This is a genomic window from Aquimarina ulvae, from assembly GCF_053613295.3.
Genome location: NZ_JBSIBP030000016.1, coordinates 55101 through 72380, shown reverse-complemented (window position 1 = coordinate 72380; position 17280 = coordinate 55101). Strand labels below are relative to the sequence as shown.

Annotated in this window: 19 protein-coding genes; 11 read left to right on the top strand and 8 right to left on the bottom strand. The window is 32.0% G+C overall.

What is annotated here, in order from left to right; translation table 11 throughout:
• Positions 1-439: 439 nt before the first annotated feature.
• Positions 440-1324: a glycosyltransferase family 2 protein gene (locus tag ACWGOQ_RS22435; RefSeq protein ID WP_452059982.1), complete on the top strand. Its 885-nt coding sequence runs from the start codon at positions 440-442 to the stop codon at positions 1322-1324.
• Between the two features lie 4 nt (positions 1325-1328).
• Positions 1329-2273: a glycosyltransferase family 2 protein gene (locus ACWGOQ_RS22430; protein ID WP_452059981.1), complete on the top strand. Its 945-nt coding sequence runs from the start codon at positions 1329-1331 to the stop codon at positions 2271-2273.
• Here ACWGOQ_RS22430 and ACWGOQ_RS22425 read toward each other — a convergent pair.
• Together ACWGOQ_RS22425 and ACWGOQ_RS22420 are read right to left on the bottom strand one after the other, a co-directional pair.
• Entirely contained in the window at positions 2256-2657 is a 402-nt protein-coding gene (locus ACWGOQ_RS22425; RefSeq protein ID WP_452059980.1) for a sugar 3,4-ketoisomerase, read from the bottom strand. The genes ACWGOQ_RS22430 and ACWGOQ_RS22425 overlap by 18 nt on opposite strands.
• Complete coding sequence (locus ACWGOQ_RS22420; RefSeq protein WP_452059979.1) at positions 2647-3495, bottom strand: glycosyltransferase family A protein; 849 nt, start codon at positions 3493-3495, stop codon at positions 2647-2649. The genes ACWGOQ_RS22425 and ACWGOQ_RS22420 overlap by 11 nt, the downstream gene beginning before the upstream one ends.
• A gap of 79 nt (positions 3496-3574) precedes the next feature.
• On the opposite strand from ACWGOQ_RS22420, the gene ACWGOQ_RS22415 reads away from it, so the two are divergent.
• A complete protein-coding gene (locus ACWGOQ_RS22415) occupies positions 3575-4474 on the top strand; it encodes a glycosyltransferase family 2 protein (protein WP_452059978.1) in 900 nt (299 codons plus the stop codon).
• 33 nt (positions 4475-4507) lie between these two features.
• On the opposite strand, the gene ACWGOQ_RS22410 is transcribed toward ACWGOQ_RS22415, so the two are convergent.
• The 5 genes from ACWGOQ_RS22410 to typA form a co-directional block, all read right to left on the bottom strand.
• Positions 4508-5968 carry an oligosaccharide flippase family protein gene (locus tag ACWGOQ_RS22410; protein ID WP_452059977.1) on the bottom strand — a complete coding sequence of 487 codons (1461 nt, stop codon included), beginning with the start codon at positions 5966-5968 and terminating at the stop codon, positions 4508-4510.
• Positions 5969-5977: 9 nt separating this feature from the next.
• Positions 5978-6994 carry a hypothetical protein gene (locus ACWGOQ_RS22405; RefSeq protein ID WP_452059976.1) on the bottom strand — a complete coding sequence of 339 codons (1017 nt, stop codon included), beginning with the start codon at positions 6992-6994 and terminating at the stop codon, positions 5978-5980.
• Positions 6982-8091 carry a DegT/DnrJ/EryC1/StrS family aminotransferase gene (locus ACWGOQ_RS22400; RefSeq protein WP_452059975.1) on the bottom strand — a complete coding sequence of 370 codons (1110 nt, stop codon included), beginning with the start codon at positions 8089-8091 and terminating at the stop codon, positions 6982-6984. The genes ACWGOQ_RS22405 and ACWGOQ_RS22400 overlap by 13 nt, the downstream gene beginning before the upstream one ends.
• An 8-nt stretch (positions 8092-8099) precedes the next feature.
• Complete coding sequence (locus ACWGOQ_RS22395) at positions 8100-9032, bottom strand: GNAT family N-acetyltransferase (RefSeq protein ID WP_452059974.1); 933 nt, start codon at positions 9030-9032, stop codon at positions 8100-8102.
• 550 nt (positions 9033-9582) lie between these two features.
• Positions 9583-11382: a translational GTPase TypA gene (gene typA / locus ACWGOQ_RS22390; protein ID WP_452059973.1), complete on the bottom strand. Its 1800-nt coding sequence runs from the start codon at positions 11380-11382 to the stop codon at positions 9583-9585.
• Between the two features lie 251 nt (positions 11383-11633).
• Here typA and kdsA point away from each other — a divergent pair, with 251 nt between their 5' ends.
• A complete protein-coding gene (kdsA, locus tag ACWGOQ_RS22385) occupies positions 11634-12452 on the top strand; it encodes a 3-deoxy-8-phosphooctulonate synthase (protein WP_452059972.1) in 819 nt (272 codons plus the stop codon).
• Here the strand turns inward: kdsA and ACWGOQ_RS22380 are convergent.
• Positions 12439-12801 (bottom strand): DUF1801 domain-containing protein, encoded by a 363-nt coding sequence (locus tag ACWGOQ_RS22380; RefSeq protein ID WP_452059971.1) that lies wholly within the window; start codon positions 12799-12801, stop codon positions 12439-12441. The two genes, kdsA and ACWGOQ_RS22380, sit on opposite strands and share 14 nt — an antisense overlap.
• A 94-nt stretch (positions 12802-12895) precedes the next feature.
• Here ACWGOQ_RS22380 and ACWGOQ_RS22375 point away from each other — a divergent pair, with 94 nt between their 5' ends.
• From ACWGOQ_RS22375 to creD, 7 genes are all read left to right on the top strand, one after another.
• Positions 12896-13504 (top strand): hypothetical protein, encoded by a 609-nt coding sequence (locus tag ACWGOQ_RS22375; RefSeq protein ID WP_452059970.1) that lies wholly within the window; start codon positions 12896-12898, stop codon positions 13502-13504.
• Positions 13501-13878, top strand: a complete 378-nt coding sequence (locus ACWGOQ_RS22370) for a hypothetical protein (RefSeq protein WP_452059969.1) — start codon at positions 13501-13503, stop codon at positions 13876-13878. Before ACWGOQ_RS22375 ends, ACWGOQ_RS22370 begins: the two co-directional genes overlap by 4 nt.
• A 64-nt stretch (positions 13879-13942) precedes the next feature.
• The gene (locus tag ACWGOQ_RS22365; RefSeq protein WP_452059968.1) at positions 13943-14236 is read left to right on the top strand and encodes a winged helix-turn-helix domain-containing protein; all 294 of its coding nucleotides are present in this window, start codon (positions 13943-13945) and stop codon (positions 14234-14236) included.
• Positions 14237-14339: 103 nt separating this feature from the next.
• On the top strand, positions 14340-14807 hold the full coding sequence (locus tag ACWGOQ_RS22360) for a hypothetical protein (RefSeq protein ID WP_452059967.1): 468 nt from the start codon (positions 14340-14342) through the stop codon (positions 14805-14807).
• Complete coding sequence (locus ACWGOQ_RS22355) at positions 14798-15115, top strand: hypothetical protein (RefSeq protein WP_452059966.1); 318 nt, start codon at positions 14798-14800, stop codon at positions 15113-15115. The genes ACWGOQ_RS22360 and ACWGOQ_RS22355 overlap by 10 nt, the downstream gene beginning before the upstream one ends.
• A complete protein-coding gene (locus ACWGOQ_RS22350; protein WP_452059965.1) occupies positions 15112-15765 on the top strand; it encodes a DUF1361 domain-containing protein in 654 nt (217 codons plus the stop codon). Before ACWGOQ_RS22355 ends, ACWGOQ_RS22350 begins: the two co-directional genes overlap by 4 nt.
• Before the next feature lie 27 nt (positions 15766-15792).
• Positions 15793-17148 carry a cell envelope integrity protein CreD gene (gene creD / locus ACWGOQ_RS22345; RefSeq protein ID WP_452059964.1) on the top strand — a complete coding sequence of 452 codons (1356 nt, stop codon included), beginning with the start codon at positions 15793-15795 and terminating at the stop codon, positions 17146-17148.
• Positions 17149-17280: the final 132 nt, after the last annotated feature.

Here is a 17280-nt window from a genome sequence, read left to right as displayed (position 1 = left end):
GGTTAGACAACGTGGGTTGTAATTTATTGTATCCAAACCTGGCTTAAGTTATATCAAACCAACTAAGATCATTTTTTAATGGTCAAAATAATCAAGCTTTTCCTAATTTATGATTGATTCCTAATAAAGAAAGAAAATCTGAAGAATTTTAATAAAACCCGGAAATACTATTTTTTTTTTAGGGTAGCGGTGTATATACTCACAATTTTATTTTTGCCAATATCAAACTTTTGAAGAAGTTTATCTACTGATGTAGATAGCGACATTCCACAAAACTGATAGTTACTTATGTATGGTTAAGGGTTCCTTTAAAACTTCTTCGCTATCTTTGAGTTTTAAAAAAAAAGAAAAGAGGTTTTATAGCTGCCTAAATGGCGTATCTAACTACTTATAAAATTGTTTTAGAAATAATTATAAACCTCTAGTAAAGCACCTATAAATGTTATCAATTTTAATTCCGGTTTATAATTACGATGTAGTTCCACTAGTTGATGAACTCACCAATCAACTAAATACACTAGATTGCATCTATGAAATCATTATTCTTGATGATTGTTCTACAAAACCCGGATTGGTTAATAGTAAAATACTAAATGAGATTTCTAACTGTTCCTACATTATTCAATCAAACAACCTTGGGAGAACAGCTACCAGACTGAATTTAGCAAAAATGGCTGCTTATAATTGGTTACTATTCTTAGATGCTGATATTATGCCAAAGCGAAAAGACTTCATAAGCACTATCCTTAAAAGTATTCATCGCAATATTGATATTATTTTTGGAGGTGTGGATTATCAAACCAATGTGCCCAATACTAACATCATACTTAGATGGTTGTATGGTAGAAAAAAAGAAATGAAAAGTGTACGTACAAGAAATAAAAACACATATACTTCTATTATTTCTCAAAACTTTCTTATTCAAAAAAGAATTTGCTTAGAAGTCTTAGAAGCAATTGATTTAAACAGATATGGTTTAGATATTTATTTTTCTTATCAACTAGAACAAAAGAGAGCTCGGGTTTTACACATTGATAACCCCACGGTGCATCTTGGACTTGAAAAAAACTCTTCTTTTTTAAAAAAATCAATGCTTTCTACAGAAACCACATTATATCTGGAAAAACAATCGAAAATTCCTAAAAACTATCGCCCAATACAGAGAGCTTACCTAATTCTTAAAAAAACCCATACCGCTGGTCTGTTTTTTTTATTAATAAAAAAATTTGAAAACGCTATCGTTAAAAATATAAAATCCGGTAAACCTAAAATATTTCTGTTTGATTTATATCGGTTATACTATTTTATTAAAATTCAAAAGTAGTTTTATGCCCTTCTTTTCCATCGTAATACCACTATACAATAAAGAAAAGCATATCGGCAACACTATACGGTCCGTACTCGATCAGAACTATATTGATTATGAATTAATAATAATCAATGACGGATCAACCGATGGCAGTGAAGAAATTGTAAACCGGTATACTGATAAAAGGATACAACATTTTTATACTGAGAACCGTGGTGTTTCTAATGCACGAAACCTGGGAATAGAAAAAGCAAATGGAAAGTTAATAGCTTTTCTGGATGCAGATGATTATTGGTACCCTAATCATCTTGATATACTATTTCGACTGTATACTAAATTTCCGGATGCCGGATTGTACAGCACTGCTTATGAAAAAAGATTCAACTCTAGCTCTGTTGTTCCTGCTACTTTTAAGGAAATTAAAGTTACCAATAAAACGTTTATGAATCTTGATGATTTTTTTGAATCTAGTAGTATTGATTCTATAGCCTCTTCTTCTGTCGCAGCTGTACCCAAGGATATTCTTACTATATTGAACGGGTTTGATCCTGCAATTACACACGGAGAAGATACTGATTTGTGGATTCGTATTGCGCTACAATATAAAGTTGCTTTTGCCACCTACATTACCGCTACACATAACCTTAATGCTAGTAATAGATCAAAACAAATAAATATTACGAAAAAAAAATTTTTAAACTTTTCTAAGTTTGAGAAAGAAGAATTAACCAATCCATCCTTAAAAAAATATCTTGACTCTAACCGATATTCAATTGCGTTACAATATAGAGCTTCCGGAAATTATCGCTCTGCTAAAAAATACACAAGCGCCATTAATTACAAAAACCTTCATTGGAAACATCGGCTCCTTATTAAACAATCAAAAATCACTTTACGGATCTTAAAAAAGATTCAAATAGCTATAATTAAATTTTTTGGAATCCATTTATCTAGTTTTAAATAGGACAAATTGATCAAAGTCCCTTATATAATCATCTTCTTGATAAATTTCTGAAGCCAGTACTAGACAAACTGCTCCAGATGAAAAGTTTTCTAATTCTCTCCAAACTCCCGGCTTGATAAAAAGCCCTTTATCTGGTTTATTCAATGTCACTTTTTGTTGTTCTTCCCCGTCGTGTAAAATCACATCAAAACTACCACTTAGTGCAATCATTAGCTGATATAATTTTTTATGTGCATGTCCTCCACGTTTAGAATCAGAAGGGACATCATATAGGTAATAAACCCGTCTAATGTTAAATGGAATATTGTCTTCTTCGATGATACCCAAATTTCCTCTTGGGTCTTTAATTTTAGAAACTTCTAGTAATTCAATCTTATTTATCATGCTCTACACCAACTTTTTGATACGCCTTAATACCTCTTAAACCATGGCTTATTTTACTTATAATTTTATTATATGATATATAATCATTCTTCCATAAAAACACCACGTACTTAAAAAGCCAAAGGTACGCAAATGAGCCGTTGTACTTATATTGTATCGCTGCTCTGGAAAAAACAACATGATCTTTATCTTGTTCCTTACCTGATGTTTTAAATGGGTGCATCACAATAACTTCAGGTTGGTGATACATTTTAATTCTTTTTTTAAAACAATCTCTCAGAAAAACATACTCTTCTCCTGGATGAAAGAGACTATTAATCCCAAAATTTTCATCAAAATATAACCCATTCTGTTGTAGTCTTTCTCTTTTAAAACTTATTACCCACGAGTAAATAGAGCGTAATGACTGTAGCGAATGCCTACCTGCTTTTGGATAAGTAGTATAAAGATTATCCTTATCATCAACTGCTCTGAAAGTTACAAGGTCTGCTTCTCTATGTTTATTATGAGCACTTAAGACTATTGCCTTTAACCCTTTTACATATTTCGTATCATCATCGCATATTAAACATACTTTTCCTATAGCATTTTGAATCGCTACGTTTCTACTGCGCGTTGTTCCGCTATCAAAAGAATTGATAATTCTAACATTAGGACTATCTGATGACAATAAATTTTTATCATCCGTTTGATTAACTATCAATAAATGATAATTCTCAAATCCATCATCTTTATGAAAAAGAGTGTTTAAAAAAGCTAAATCACTTTTAAACGTAGTAGCAATGAGAATTTCTAAATCTACTTTGCTGTTATTAATTTTAATAGCTGAAGAATACATAAAGTGATTTATAACTTTTTATCTTTTTTAATATGGATTAAAATTAATCTATTTAATTTGCATCTTTATCCTAGTAAAGATGAAAAACAACCCATTAGTCTCTATCATTTGTCTTTGTTATAATCACGAATCACATGTAGAAGAATCCTTAGATTCTCTATTGAATCAAAGTTATAAGAATATTGAGATTATTATCATTGATGATAAAAGCACGGATAATTCGTCAAAAATAATCAAAGAGTGGGTAAAGAGAAACAATATAGGTGAATTTATCTCTAACCCGGTTAATCTGGGAAATACCAAATCTTTTAATAAAGGATTCAATCTCTCAAAGGGAGCTTATATAGTTGATTTTGCTACAGATGATATGCTGTGTCCCGATTTTATAGAAAAACATTTACAGAATTTTGAAACTACAGAAATATTTAATCCTGGTGTATCCTATTGTAATGTAGCGTTGGTTGACGAAGATGGAAAATTTATCAAAAATCATTTTGATATTGACAAAAATGGTAACACTTTATATAAACCAAAAGAGGGTGATATCTACAAGGAATTACTACATTCTTATTATCTAAATCCTATTGGAATTTTTATTAAGAGAGAGGTGCTGACAAAACTTTCTGGCTATGATGAAAATCTCACCTATGAAGATGTTGATTTTTGGATAAGATCATCAAGACTTTACAATTATATATATCAGGATAATGTCTTAGCCAAAAAAAGAGTCTTAAAAACATCATTAAGTACTTATTTTAAAAGAGGAGGGAAACTACAAAAACGTATGGCTAGTTCTACCTATAAAATATGCCATAAAGCCTACAGGCTTAACATAAGTAATGTAGAAGACAAAGCATTATGGGTAAGGTGTACCTATGAATTAAAACTTGCTCTGAAAAATGGTGACTTCATACTCTCCTTGAAATATATCTCACTATTTTTCAAAATTACATCTCGAAGAGTTTTCAAATATTACTGATTTCAATTAGGATTCAGTTATCCCATAGCTGTACTATTTAAATATACTTAGAAAACCAATTTTTTTATTTAATAGGTATAAAGAATACATAACAGAAAGCAAACAAACAGTTATCAAACCTATAAACGAAAAGTCAAGAACTGTTTTAAAAACACAACCTAAAACACCAAATACAAAGCAAACTATGAGTGTTTTTAATGAAGCAGCGAGATTAAAATTATATTTAACTTTGATAAAAACCCCTACAATAATTCCATAGATTATAAAACTTATTAAAATTCCTGCTCCGATCCCTATCAGACCAAAATAATTATATAATACGATAGTTAGCACGACCTGTAAAAAATCACCTACTATTTCTGTAAAAAAATAAGGTCTTTTATCTCCTTTTGCAAGTAATACAAAACCAAGTGGCCAGATCACAGCTCTTACCATCAATGAAAGTAACCCAATCGTCAATATCTCGACTGTAGGTATAAAGCCTTCATTATACAACATCTTTATAATCCATTCATCTAACGAATAAAAAATTAATATAGAAGGAGTAATAATCAGTATAGCAATTTCAATTTGATTGTTAACGAACTTCCTTACTGCAACGTTATCATTTTGAATGGCAGTTAATCTGGGATAAAAATCGATTACCATTGCTGAAAAAATCATTCCTAAATATGAAACAAGAATGATCATTGCGGCTTCATAATATCCTAGGTTTTCAGAATTAGGATCCGTATGATTCAAGTACATTTTTATTAAATATACACAGACTTTACCAAAGATAACATTGATGGATAGTAAAAATCCCAAAGATAACAATGGCTTTAATTTTTTCAATAATGCTTTAAAATCAAGCTTAAAAGAAGGATATCGATACGATTTTGTATAAAAAGTGATCACTAATAACTTCACAAGGCTTCCTAATAATAGTACTGGAACAATACCATTACTACCAAAAAAATAATAAAGAACAACTGCGATAATGGCTGTAAATAAAGCAGAAAATAAACTTACCAAAGCTATTTTTTTTAAAAGTCTAAACCCTTGCAAGATAGATTCCTTGTAGGTCACCAAATTACTAATGATAAAATAACCTGAAAGACCAATATACCAATGAAATTTATCGGATGTGCCAAAAGTCCAATTACTTAGTATACCACTAAACAAAATCATAAGAACTCCTCCAAATACACCGGTATAAATTGCTATTCTTTTTAAAATAAAAAAGGTCTCTGCTTTTTCAATGTCTTTATCCTGATCAATCAAGGAGACTTCTCTGACCGCGACCAAGTTTAGTCCAAAATCGGATATAGACTTTATAATCTCTACGGTACTTTTTATCAAACTTAAAATTCCTAATCCCGATGGTCCCAAAAAAATGGTAATAAATTTATTAGCAACTAGATTGATCAAAATTCTAATTACGTGTGTACTACCAAAAATAGAGATAGCCTTTAAAATAGTTTGATGAGAGGTATCTATACCTTTTTTAGACATAACCTTTATTTATGCTATTTGACACCCAAATGAGGCATAGTGATTTTTAAAATCTTGAGTCCATTGCTGCCAGGTCTCAAAAGAAACGTCAGAGGATGCTAAAATACGTTTTATTTCAGAGGAGCTTATATCTTTTGAAAGATCATTAGTTGTATCTAACCTTCCATGATACCAAGCCTCATTAATAATTTTGTTGAAAGAAAACATGTCCATGTCAGATTTGGTGTGTTTTTCAAATTCATTTGTTGCTGAAGAAACAAAACCAGTCTTAAGAATCTCCGCAGATGTATTCCCAAAAGTTATTTTACGATCCTGTTTTTCTTTCTTTAAATATTGTAATGCATTATATATTTGTAACCTCTCATTTACCATTTGGTTATGATTTTCCCATAAAGCACAAAAATAATCTCTGTTAAAAACAGCACCAGCTACAGTGTATATTGTATAATATTTTAGGTGATATGCAAACCTATCGATACCTATAAGGTTAAAAAGTATTTTAAAAACCTTTCTATTGAATCTTTGAAAAATTAATTTGTAGAGCTTAGGATTTTTAATTAGTAAATTAGGTTGGTAAATATGCATACTTGGATCTTTTTTATAATAATCGGCAGCAATTAACTTTGGATTACCAAGCCATAGAAGCTTTAAAAAAATTGTGTTCTCCGTTCGTATGGTAGTCTCTATAGCTTCAATATTAAAAGATTCAACGAACCAATTATCATCTTCTAAAAGCAAGAAATAGTCAGAAGTTTTTGCCGCTTCTGTCTGCCAAAAATTTATTGGAATTTTCCAATCTGATATTGGATTTTTATGTTCACAAAAAAGCGCTTTTTCATTATAACCTGGAGAGTATGCAATACTAATATCATGATATTTTTTTTGGATAAGATCCAGATATTTTTTGGGTGTACCATCATCTAAAATTTTTATAGTGTATTTTTTTGTAGTACTATATTTTTTAATACTGTAGATACATCTATCTAAATAATATGGCCGATTAAAGGATTTAATTAATATTTCCATTGATTAACTTTTTCAATTACATAATCAATTTCTCTATCTGTCATCCCTGGGAATAATGGTAATGAGACAACTTCATTATGAATAATTTCTGTAAGCAAAAAATGCTTATCGTACTTAACAATATCAACTTTTTGTAAATGAGGCGGAATTGGATAATGTAAATGATATCCAATATGATGTTTCTGGAGATATTCACAAAATTGATCTCTTTCCTTCACTCTTACTACAAATAAGTGAAAAACATGAGAATTTGAACCATCCCAATGGGGAAGTACAATTTCTGGGTTTTTAATACTTTCTATATACCTTCTTGCTATTTTTCTGCGTAATTCATTATCCTGATCTAAAAATGGTAATTTTTGACTTAAAAATCCTGCTTGTAGTTCATCTAATCTCGAATTATATCCTAGTGCATCAAATTCATAGCTATTTACTTTTCCATAATTTCTTAATCGTTGAGTAATACAAGCTAAATCAAAATCGTTAGTCGTAATAGCTCCTCCATCGCCTAGAGCACCCAGATTTTTTGTTGGATAAAAACTAAATGCTGTAGCGTCACAAAGATTTCCAGTTCTCTTTCCATTACCATCTTGAGCACCGTGCGCTTGAGCAGCATCGTCAATAAAAAGTAAATTATATTTATTAACTATACTACTTATGGCTTCCATATCAGCAATTTTACCGTAAAGGTGGGTTACCACGATTGCTCTAGTATCTTTGGTTATTGCCGCTGTAATCTTCTTTGGGTTTAAGTTATAAGTATGTTCTTCAGGTTCTACCAATATTGGTTCTAATCCTGCATATATAATAGACAAAATGGTCGCAATAAAAGTATTCGATGCCACAACTATATTATCGCCCTTATTCAACTTACCTAAGCTAATGTATCCTCTCAACAGTAAAGTCAAGGCATCTAGCCCATTACCCACACCCACACCATACTGAACTCCACAATATTCAGCAAATTGTTTTTCGAAAATCTCTAAATTGTTACCTAATATGTATTGTCCAGAATTCAAAACATCAGAGAAAGATTTCTTAAAAGCCTTTTGGTATGACTGATTAACTCTTTTAAGGTCTAAAAATGGAACTTCCATAAGGGTATTTAAGTTAAATGTAATGAATAAAAATCCTGTGTATAAATCTCACAACCCAATTCTTCTTTTTGCTTTAACAATCCAAAATTGTTGTCCGTTACTGTACCCATATCAAAGAATTTATACCCCTCTTTTCTATATTGGTTGATTAAGAAGATAAAAAGAAAATCAAGTGCTCTGTATTTTTCTCCTCTATCGGTAATGGCTCCATACTGCGATTTTACTACCTCTTTGGTCTTAAAAATAGTAACTCCTCCTAAGATTTCACTATCAATCCTTATAACGAATTGCTTTATGTTTTCAGGAAAGTTTTTTTTAAGCATACGGATCTCTTCTAGTGTATGAACTGGTTTTGTGTGATGCTTTTCTCTTAATCTTGGAAGTAATACCTTATTCCAAAATTCAGAGAAATCATCTACTTCTTCTACTGCAAGACCTATATTTTCTCTTTTTTTGTAGTGCTTTACTTTATTTTTATGAATACTAGCTGGTAAACTATAGTCTATTGCCAAATTAAGATCCCTACGATAAAGTGTTGCACCAAATTCAAATAAGAAAAACATAAGTTCATTCGATGGCTTTTGATGATAAAAAGCAGGTATAGACTTAATATATAGATCGCTGATGCTATGTGAACGAAGAAACACTATCATCTCAGAAAGTATATTTCTTATTTTCTCTCCACCTATACTCTTATTTAATATCAAACCTCCATAGGTTAATCCTTGATGAGAGTATACCTTCGTATCTTTAATGTTTGCAGGAAAAACAGCAATTAATTTGGACTGATCGTAGATCAATAACGAAAAATCAAGAAATCTATCTGAATGATATTCCATAAAATCTCTGTGGAAAAGAAACGTACCATTCTTAGAATTATCTATAAAACTATTCCATAAAAGACAATCTGTTTTTTGATATTTCTTAATTCTATATTGCAACAAAATAATTATTTATAGAAGTGAAAATAGTTAATTTGTTTGAGTATACGGAATATAAATCTTACTTTTATTTTTCAGTTATAGGTTACTCTTGTTTTCTGAAAAAAAGGTAATAAAAATTTATACCTGCAATTGCCGTGTTAGTAATTATTATTGGTAACGACCAATTGAGTAGTACCCCATAAATTACAAAAGCCACACACCCCACAATATTTATTAAACGAAGTTTTTTAATGTCGCGCATTAGGAAGGATATGAGCACCATAAACGATGCGAAATATCCAACTAATTCTACGATGAGATTTTGGTCTAAAAACATAAAAATATGTGTTTTATCGATAAAAAATGTATTTTACCTTTATTTTAATAGTTTTTACAAGTTAATGGTTGGTTGAATAAATTATCTTTACCAACGTAAAAATGATATAAAACGAGATTTTTTTCTCTCAAAAAACGAATTGACCCCAAAACCATAATTACCCCAAAATTTTGACAAAAAATCCCGAGTTTCCTCGGGATTTTTCATTTATATATACATCAAAAAATGTACCTATACGATCTTATTCCTTTTACGTTCTACTTCTGTTAGAAATACTTTTCTTAATCTTAAATGATTAGGTGTTACTTCTACATATTCATCTTTCTGAATATATTCTAATGCTTCTTCTAAAGAAAACTTAATTGCAGGAACAATCTTAGCCTTGTCATCTGCACCAGAAGAACGTACATTACTTAATTTCTTGGTTTTAGTAATATTTACAGACATATCATCACCTCGAGAATTCTCTCCAATTACCTGTCCTTCATAGATATCTTCTCCAGGATCTACAAAAAACTTTCCTCTATCCTGTAATTTATCTATTGAGTAAGGAATAGCAGAACCTTTCTCCATAGAAACCAACGATCCGTTAATACGACCCGGAATATCACCTTTAAGAGGCTGGTATTCCTTGAATCGGTGTGCCATAATAGCTTCACCGGCAGTTGCGGTAAGTAATTGGTTACGCAATCCAATAATCCCCCTTGATGGGATTAAAAATTCACACACCATACGTTCGCCTTTGGCTTCCATGCTTAGCATTTCTCCTTTACGCATCGTTACCATCTCTACCGCTTTACCCGAAACAGTTTCTGGCAAGTCGATTTTTAATTCTTCAATCGGTTCACACTTAACACCATCAATCTCTTTAATAATTACCTGTGGTTGTCCAATCTGTAATTCGTATCCTTCACGACGCATGGTCTCTATCAATACAGATAAATGGAGTACACCTCTACCAAACACTAAGAATTTATCCGCACTATCCGTCTCATTCACTCTAAGTGCCAGATTTTTCTCTAATTCTTTTTCTAATCTTTCTTTTATGTGTCTGGAAGTAACAAACTTTCCATCTTTACCAAAAAACGGAGAATCATTTATTGTAAACAGCATACTCATTGTAGGTTCATCAATGGCGATTGTCTTTAACCCTTCTGGGTTTTCAATATCAGCAACAGTATCACCAATTTCGAATCCTTCTAAACCTACTAATGCACATATATCTCCAGCTGCTACTTTATCAACTTTCATTCTTCCTAAACCTTCAAAAGTATGAAGCTCTTTTATTTTAGATTTCTTTATAGTTCCATCACGTTTTACTAGAGAAACCTGCATTCCTTCGGTCAATGTTCCTCTCTGCAGACGTCCAATAGCAATACGCCCTGTAAATGATGAAAAATCCAATGATGTTATTAACATTTGTACGGTTCCCTCTTCAACTTTAGGAGAAGGAATATGTTCCATAACCATATCTAATAATGGTTCGATATTATCTGTTTCTTTCTGCCAATCTTCACTCATCCAATTATTCTTAGCAGAACCATACACTGTAGGGAAATCCAGCTGCCATTCTTCTGCCCCTAATTCGAACATCAGATCGAATACTTTTTCGTGTACTTCATCAGGAGTACAATTTTCTTTGTCAACCTTATTAATAACCACACAGGGTTTTAATCCAAGGTCAATCGCTTTTTGTAACACAAAACGTGTTTGTGGCATTGGCCCTTCAAAAGCATCTACCAACAATAATACTCCATCAGCCATATTTAATACACGCTCCACTTCTCCACCGAAATCGGCGTGACCTGGTGTATCAATAATGTTTATTTTTGTTCCCTTATAGGTAACAGAAACATTCTTAGAAGTAATTGTAATCCCTCTTTCGCGCTCTAGGTCGTTGTTGTCCAAAATTAAGTCTCCTGTATTTTCATTTTCACGAAACAATTGACAGTGATACATAATCTTGTCTACCAAGGTAGTTTTACCGTGATCAACGTGAGCAATTATAGCAATGTTTTTTATAGCAGTCATATACGCCTGAATTTAAGGCTGCAAATGTACGTTATATTTCAATATGTTGTATGTTAAATCACTAATATTAAAAAAGCCTCAAAACCAGATACTTAAAACTTTTTTTTGAACTAGTTTATATTTAGCGTAGTAATGAAGTATCTGAAAGATGGTGTGCTAATAATTCAACTCAAAAAACTGATCTCGATCTTATAAATAATCTTTTCATTCAATTAGTAAAACACATATCTTTGCTTTCTTAAAATATCGATATGGAACTTTCTAAGATCAAAAATCTAAAAAACCTTGATACCAACAACTTTTTCCTTCTTGCAGGACCTTGTGCTATTGAAGGAGAAGAAATGGCTTTGAGAATTGCTGAAAAAGTGGTTGAAATCACTTCCAAACTTAAAATTCCATATGTTTTTAAAGGCTCTTTTAAGAAAGCGAATCGTAGCCGTATTGATAGTTTTACCGGTATTGGCAATGAAAAAGCTTTACGAATTTTAAGAAAAGTTGGAGAGACTTTTGAAATTCCAACGGTAACCGATATCCACGAAAATGAGGATGCAGCAATAGCTGCAGCATATGTAGATGTCTTACAGATCCCTGCATTTTTAGTCCGCCAGACAGATTTGGTTGTGGCGGCTGCAAAAACCGGAAAAACGGTAAACCTTAAAAAAGGACAATTTATGAGTCCGGAAGCCATGCAGCATGCTGTACAAAAAGTAAAAGATAGTGGTAGTGATCTGGCTATGATTACTGACAGGGGTACTATGTTTGGATATCAGGATATGATTGTAGATTTTAGAGGAATACCTACAATGAAACAGTATGCGACAACGGTGCTGGATGTAACTCATTCCTTGCAACAGCCTAATCAATCCAGCGGCGTAACTGGCGGCAGGCCCGATATGATAGAAACCATTGCACGAGCAGGTGTGGTTACTGGAGTAGATGGATTATTTATAGAGACACATTTTGATCCTGCAAATGCAAAAAGTGACGGAGCCAATATGCTAGACCTTCAATATTTAGAAAAGTTATTGAGTAATTTGGTAGCCATCAGACAAACGGTTAATTCGTTATAAATTTTTCATTTTTGTGCGTATACGCTTGTTGAAGAAGAACCGTAAGTACTTGTTCTTCAATTTCTTCTTGTTTATAGTAGCGTAAGGACTTGACATACTTTCTATTATCCGTCTCCAGCTTATCTAGATAATCTGTAAAATATTGGGCAGACCAAAAACCAACATCTACATATCCTTTGGTTACGTTTAGGTAACAGATTGGACTTTTACCAACATAATAGAAAGGCACTTTCCATTTAAACAACAACTCCACATCTGGCAATGTAGCTTTGATAATTACCTGTAGCTGAAGTAACATGGATCTATACGGTTCTGATTGACTTAGGATATACTGTTCTGCAGGTTTCATGAGCTAAGGCTACTATAGTTTTTTATTAAATCTAAAAAATCATTTGCACAATTCAATATTTTAATTTTACTTTGTGTTTCAAAGTACTTTTAATATGAGCACAGAAGATTATTTAAAAGATATCACCGAGATCAAAGATATGATGAATAAATCATCGCGGTTTTTTTCTCTCAGTGGATTGTCTGGAATACTGGCAGGAATTTACGCAATTATTGGTGCAGCAGTTGCTTACTACCTTGTCAGTATTAGTGGCAGAGAATATTTAATACTGGATGGAAAAATTTTTAATTACATCTTAGTTGATCTAGCTGCTATTGCATTTTTAAGCATCGTCACTGCAGCTTTACTAAGCAGTAGAAAAGCGAAAAAGAATAATGAAACCTTGTGGAATGGCGCCTCTAAACGATTACTCACTGCTTTTCTGGTTCCGCTTGTTACTGGTGGAATTTATATTGTAATCAAAATCTTTAGCAACCACTATGGGTTAACAGGCTCATTAATGCTTATTTTTTATGGCCTAGCATTGGTCAATGCTTCAAAATACACGATTGGTAATGTAAAATATTTGGGATATGTCGAAATTGTCTTAGGTTTGATCTGTGCCATATATCCAGGGTTTGGATTTTGGTTTTGGGTACTGGGATTTGGAGTAATGCATATTATATATGGTAGTTTGATTTATTTTAAACACGATAGGACATGAGTAAATTAAAAATAACAACGCTTATTGTCTTACTAGTAGTAATAGCATATTTTATTTTTAAACCCAAAGGAATTCAATTTATAATAAAAAATAACTCGGACTTTACTATCGAAAATATCAAAATATCCACATCTGAACACTTATACATAAAGGAGTTTGAAAAAATCGAAGCAAACAAGAGTGTTACAGGTTTTTTGTCTATGAAAAGCAACAATCAAGATGGATCTTATACCTTAGAATTAACTAGAAACAATGGAGTTAAAGAATCTAGAAAATATGGATACTATTCGAATGGCAAAGCCTCTGATGATGGTATAATTTTAACAATTCAAAATGACACTATCATTAGTAAGTTTAACAAAAGTTTGTATTAAATCAAATTGAAGATAAAGAGCATTCATTTAAAGATTTAACTAATTTCTGTGGAGCAGAAATATAATGAAAAACATAATCGATAACATAAACAAAGCATTTGATCATCGGATACGATTAGGTATTATGTCTGTACTAATGGTTAATGAGTTTGCCGATTTTAAAATGCTAAAAGAATTGCTTGGAGCTACAGATGGCAACTTGGCAAGTCATACCAAAGCTTTGGAAAAAGAAGCGTATATTTTAGTCGAAAAATCTTTTATTGGAAGAAAACCTAACACACGGTATAGTACCACAAAAAAAGGTCGGGAAGCATTCAAAAAACACGTAGAAGCTATTGAAAAGTTACTCAAACAGTAACATATTAACTAAATGTTCCGTATTCATGTAGAAAGACTGAATGTTATGTAACATTTTTTTTACTAATTAACTTTGAATTTCAAAGTACTTTTAAATAAGCAAGATGAGATCTGTTTTATTAGAAATTTTATATGAATGGAGTAAGATTCCATATCAAAAATGGTTTAAAAAAGAAACTCCTTGGGACTTATCTATATCACAACTATTGATGTATCCCCAAGATAGTCTAGGGTTTCATCTGGGTAGTTTCTTATTACAACATAATTTTACACCACAGCCCAAACTCGAAAATCATGACGTATTCCATGTCTTAACCAAAACAGGAATTACGGTACCTCACGAAATCTCAATGCAATACTATCTTCTGGGTAATGGAAAAACGAGCTTATATCTCTATACCGTCATTATGATAGGTACGTTACTCTACCCAGATAAGTTCAACAGGTTCAGAGCTGCTTTTAAAAAAGGCCGTAGGGCGTATCCATTTTATCAATTGGATTTCAAAAAATTATTAGATCAACCCTTAAATACCATACAAACAACATTTCTAATTTCTACAACATGCAAATAACACAAAGAGTTAATAGAAGCGCCCTTATGATAGCTACATGTAGCTTTTTATTAGGCACCTTACTGTTATTACTTCATCTTATCATTGCCTGGGACACCCTAATAATTGTAGGTCTTTTTTATGTTTTGATAGCGATCGTTCTTAATAGTATTACATTTATTGGATTGCTGGTCAACACGGTCATAAACCTTCATCACAATAAAGAAAACCTTACCACTGTTTCAATATTCTTACTCAATATCCCGATTGCTATCGGATACTTTTTTATCGTTATAAATAACCCATTTCAAAATACTATTCTACGATGAATTTACTTTATAAACAACTCCCTTTTATCAAAGGTTTTAGTCTCGCTGTTGCATTTAGCATACTACTATTATGTATAAGGATTATGAAGCTAGAATCCAGCTTCTTCCTGTTTTTAGTTTGGAACCTTTTTTTAGCCTGTATTCCATATGGAATCACAACTTTATTAAGTGTAAAGAAAATACATCAGAATCAATTCCTTTTTGGATTGGGGTGCATTTGCTGGTTAGCTTTTCTGCCTAATGCTCCTTATATCCTTACTGATTTACAACACATTCGTTTAAGCAATTCACATGCTGTATGGTTTGACGTACTACTGATTCTATCTTTCGCAATTAATGGATTGATTATAGGGTTTGCCTCTTTGCAAACGATGCAAGAACTTCTTAGAAAGTATTTTTCCCAAAGTATTACCCATTTCATAATACACTTGACCCTATTGTCGTGTGGATTTGGAATTTATCTGGGAAGGATACTACGTTGGAATAGCTGGGATCTTCTTCAAAACCCAATGAATATTCTTGAAGATATATTTCAACGGATCATTTCCCCCACAGCACACATAAATACCTGGGCTTTTACCATAGGTTTTGGTGGATTTTTAATTATTAACTACCACCTGATTCGGTACTATCAAAAAGAAAATACATAAAAAAAATCAATATAAATTTCAGAAACTATGGAAAATCAAAAACAAAAAAAATCCTTTGCTCAATGGATAAAAACGTCCGTTACCGTTCGTATGCTTATGGTTGGAATACTCATACTGGTGTTATTAATTCCACTATCTTATATTAAAAACCTCATTCAGGAGCGTGCTTACAGACAGGAAGAAGTCGTTAGAGAGATCAACCAAAAATGGGGAAATGAAGTATTGTTATACGGTCCTATCCTTAAAATTCCATACCAAACGCATATACTTAAAAAAGTATGGGACGAAAAAACCAAATCCTATCTTCAGGAGGATATAATTGCTGTTCATCAAGCTTTTTTCTTTCCGAATACTTTAGACATCAATACTAATGTAGAGTCTGAAAACTTAGGGAGAAGTATTTATGAATCCGTTGTATATACTGCGGATATGAAAATCAAAGGCTCGTTTACCACTCCGAATTTTGAAATTCAGGACATCAAACCCGAGGATATTTTATGGGATAAAGCAACTGTGATTTTAAACTCCACTAATTCTAAAGGAATCCGAAGTAACCTTGAATTAAAGATAGGTACCGAAAATTATCCATTACAATCCAGATATACTCAAAACTCTAATACAAATAGATTTGAAACCAAATTTCTAAAGGAAATATCATTGCCTAAAGATAATCAAGTTGATTTTGAAATGGAAGTAAAAGTAAATGGCAGTGAGCAATTACGTTTTATACCCGTAGGAAGAGAAACCAGTGTAGCTATGAGTTCTAATTGGGCTTCTCCAAGTTTTAACGGTAACTACCTCCCTGATACGAAAACAAAAGAAATTACAGAGAGTGGTTTTAAAGCTAACTGGAAGGTATTACAAATTAATAGAGAATTTGAGCAGGAATTTTTTGGAGAACTGCCTCATATTAATTCTTCTGCTTTTGGAGTAAAGTTACTAATACCGGTGGACGAATATCAAAAAAGTGAACGTGCAACTAAGTATGGATATTTAGTAATAGCACTGACATTTTTAGTTTTTTTCCTGATCCAAACAGTGAGTAAGGTACAGATTCATCCGTTTCAATATTTAATGATAGGATTAGCGCTTACTATGTTTTATACGCTACTAATTTCTATTTCCGAACATTCTAGCTTTCTTTACGCATATGGAGTAGCAGGAATTGCCGTAGTCTTATTAATTTCTATTTACTCTAAAGCAATCCTGAAAAGTTTTAAATTTATGGGATTAGTTGCGGCATCACTTATCGCATTATACACCTTCATTTTTGTTATCATACAATTAGAGAATTATGCATTATTGGTTGGAAGTATCGGATTGTTCATAATTCTAGGTACTGTTATGATGGTATCCAGAAAGATTGACTGGGGAAATGACTAAGGTTTGTGAGTGATGAGTATTGAGATGTGAGTTAGAATTATTATCTTTTTCTATCTCCTTGAGCGAGGTCGAGAAGGTATTTTCTATAAACGTTTATTAAATATCTACTCTACAGAGCAGTTTCCTATTTAA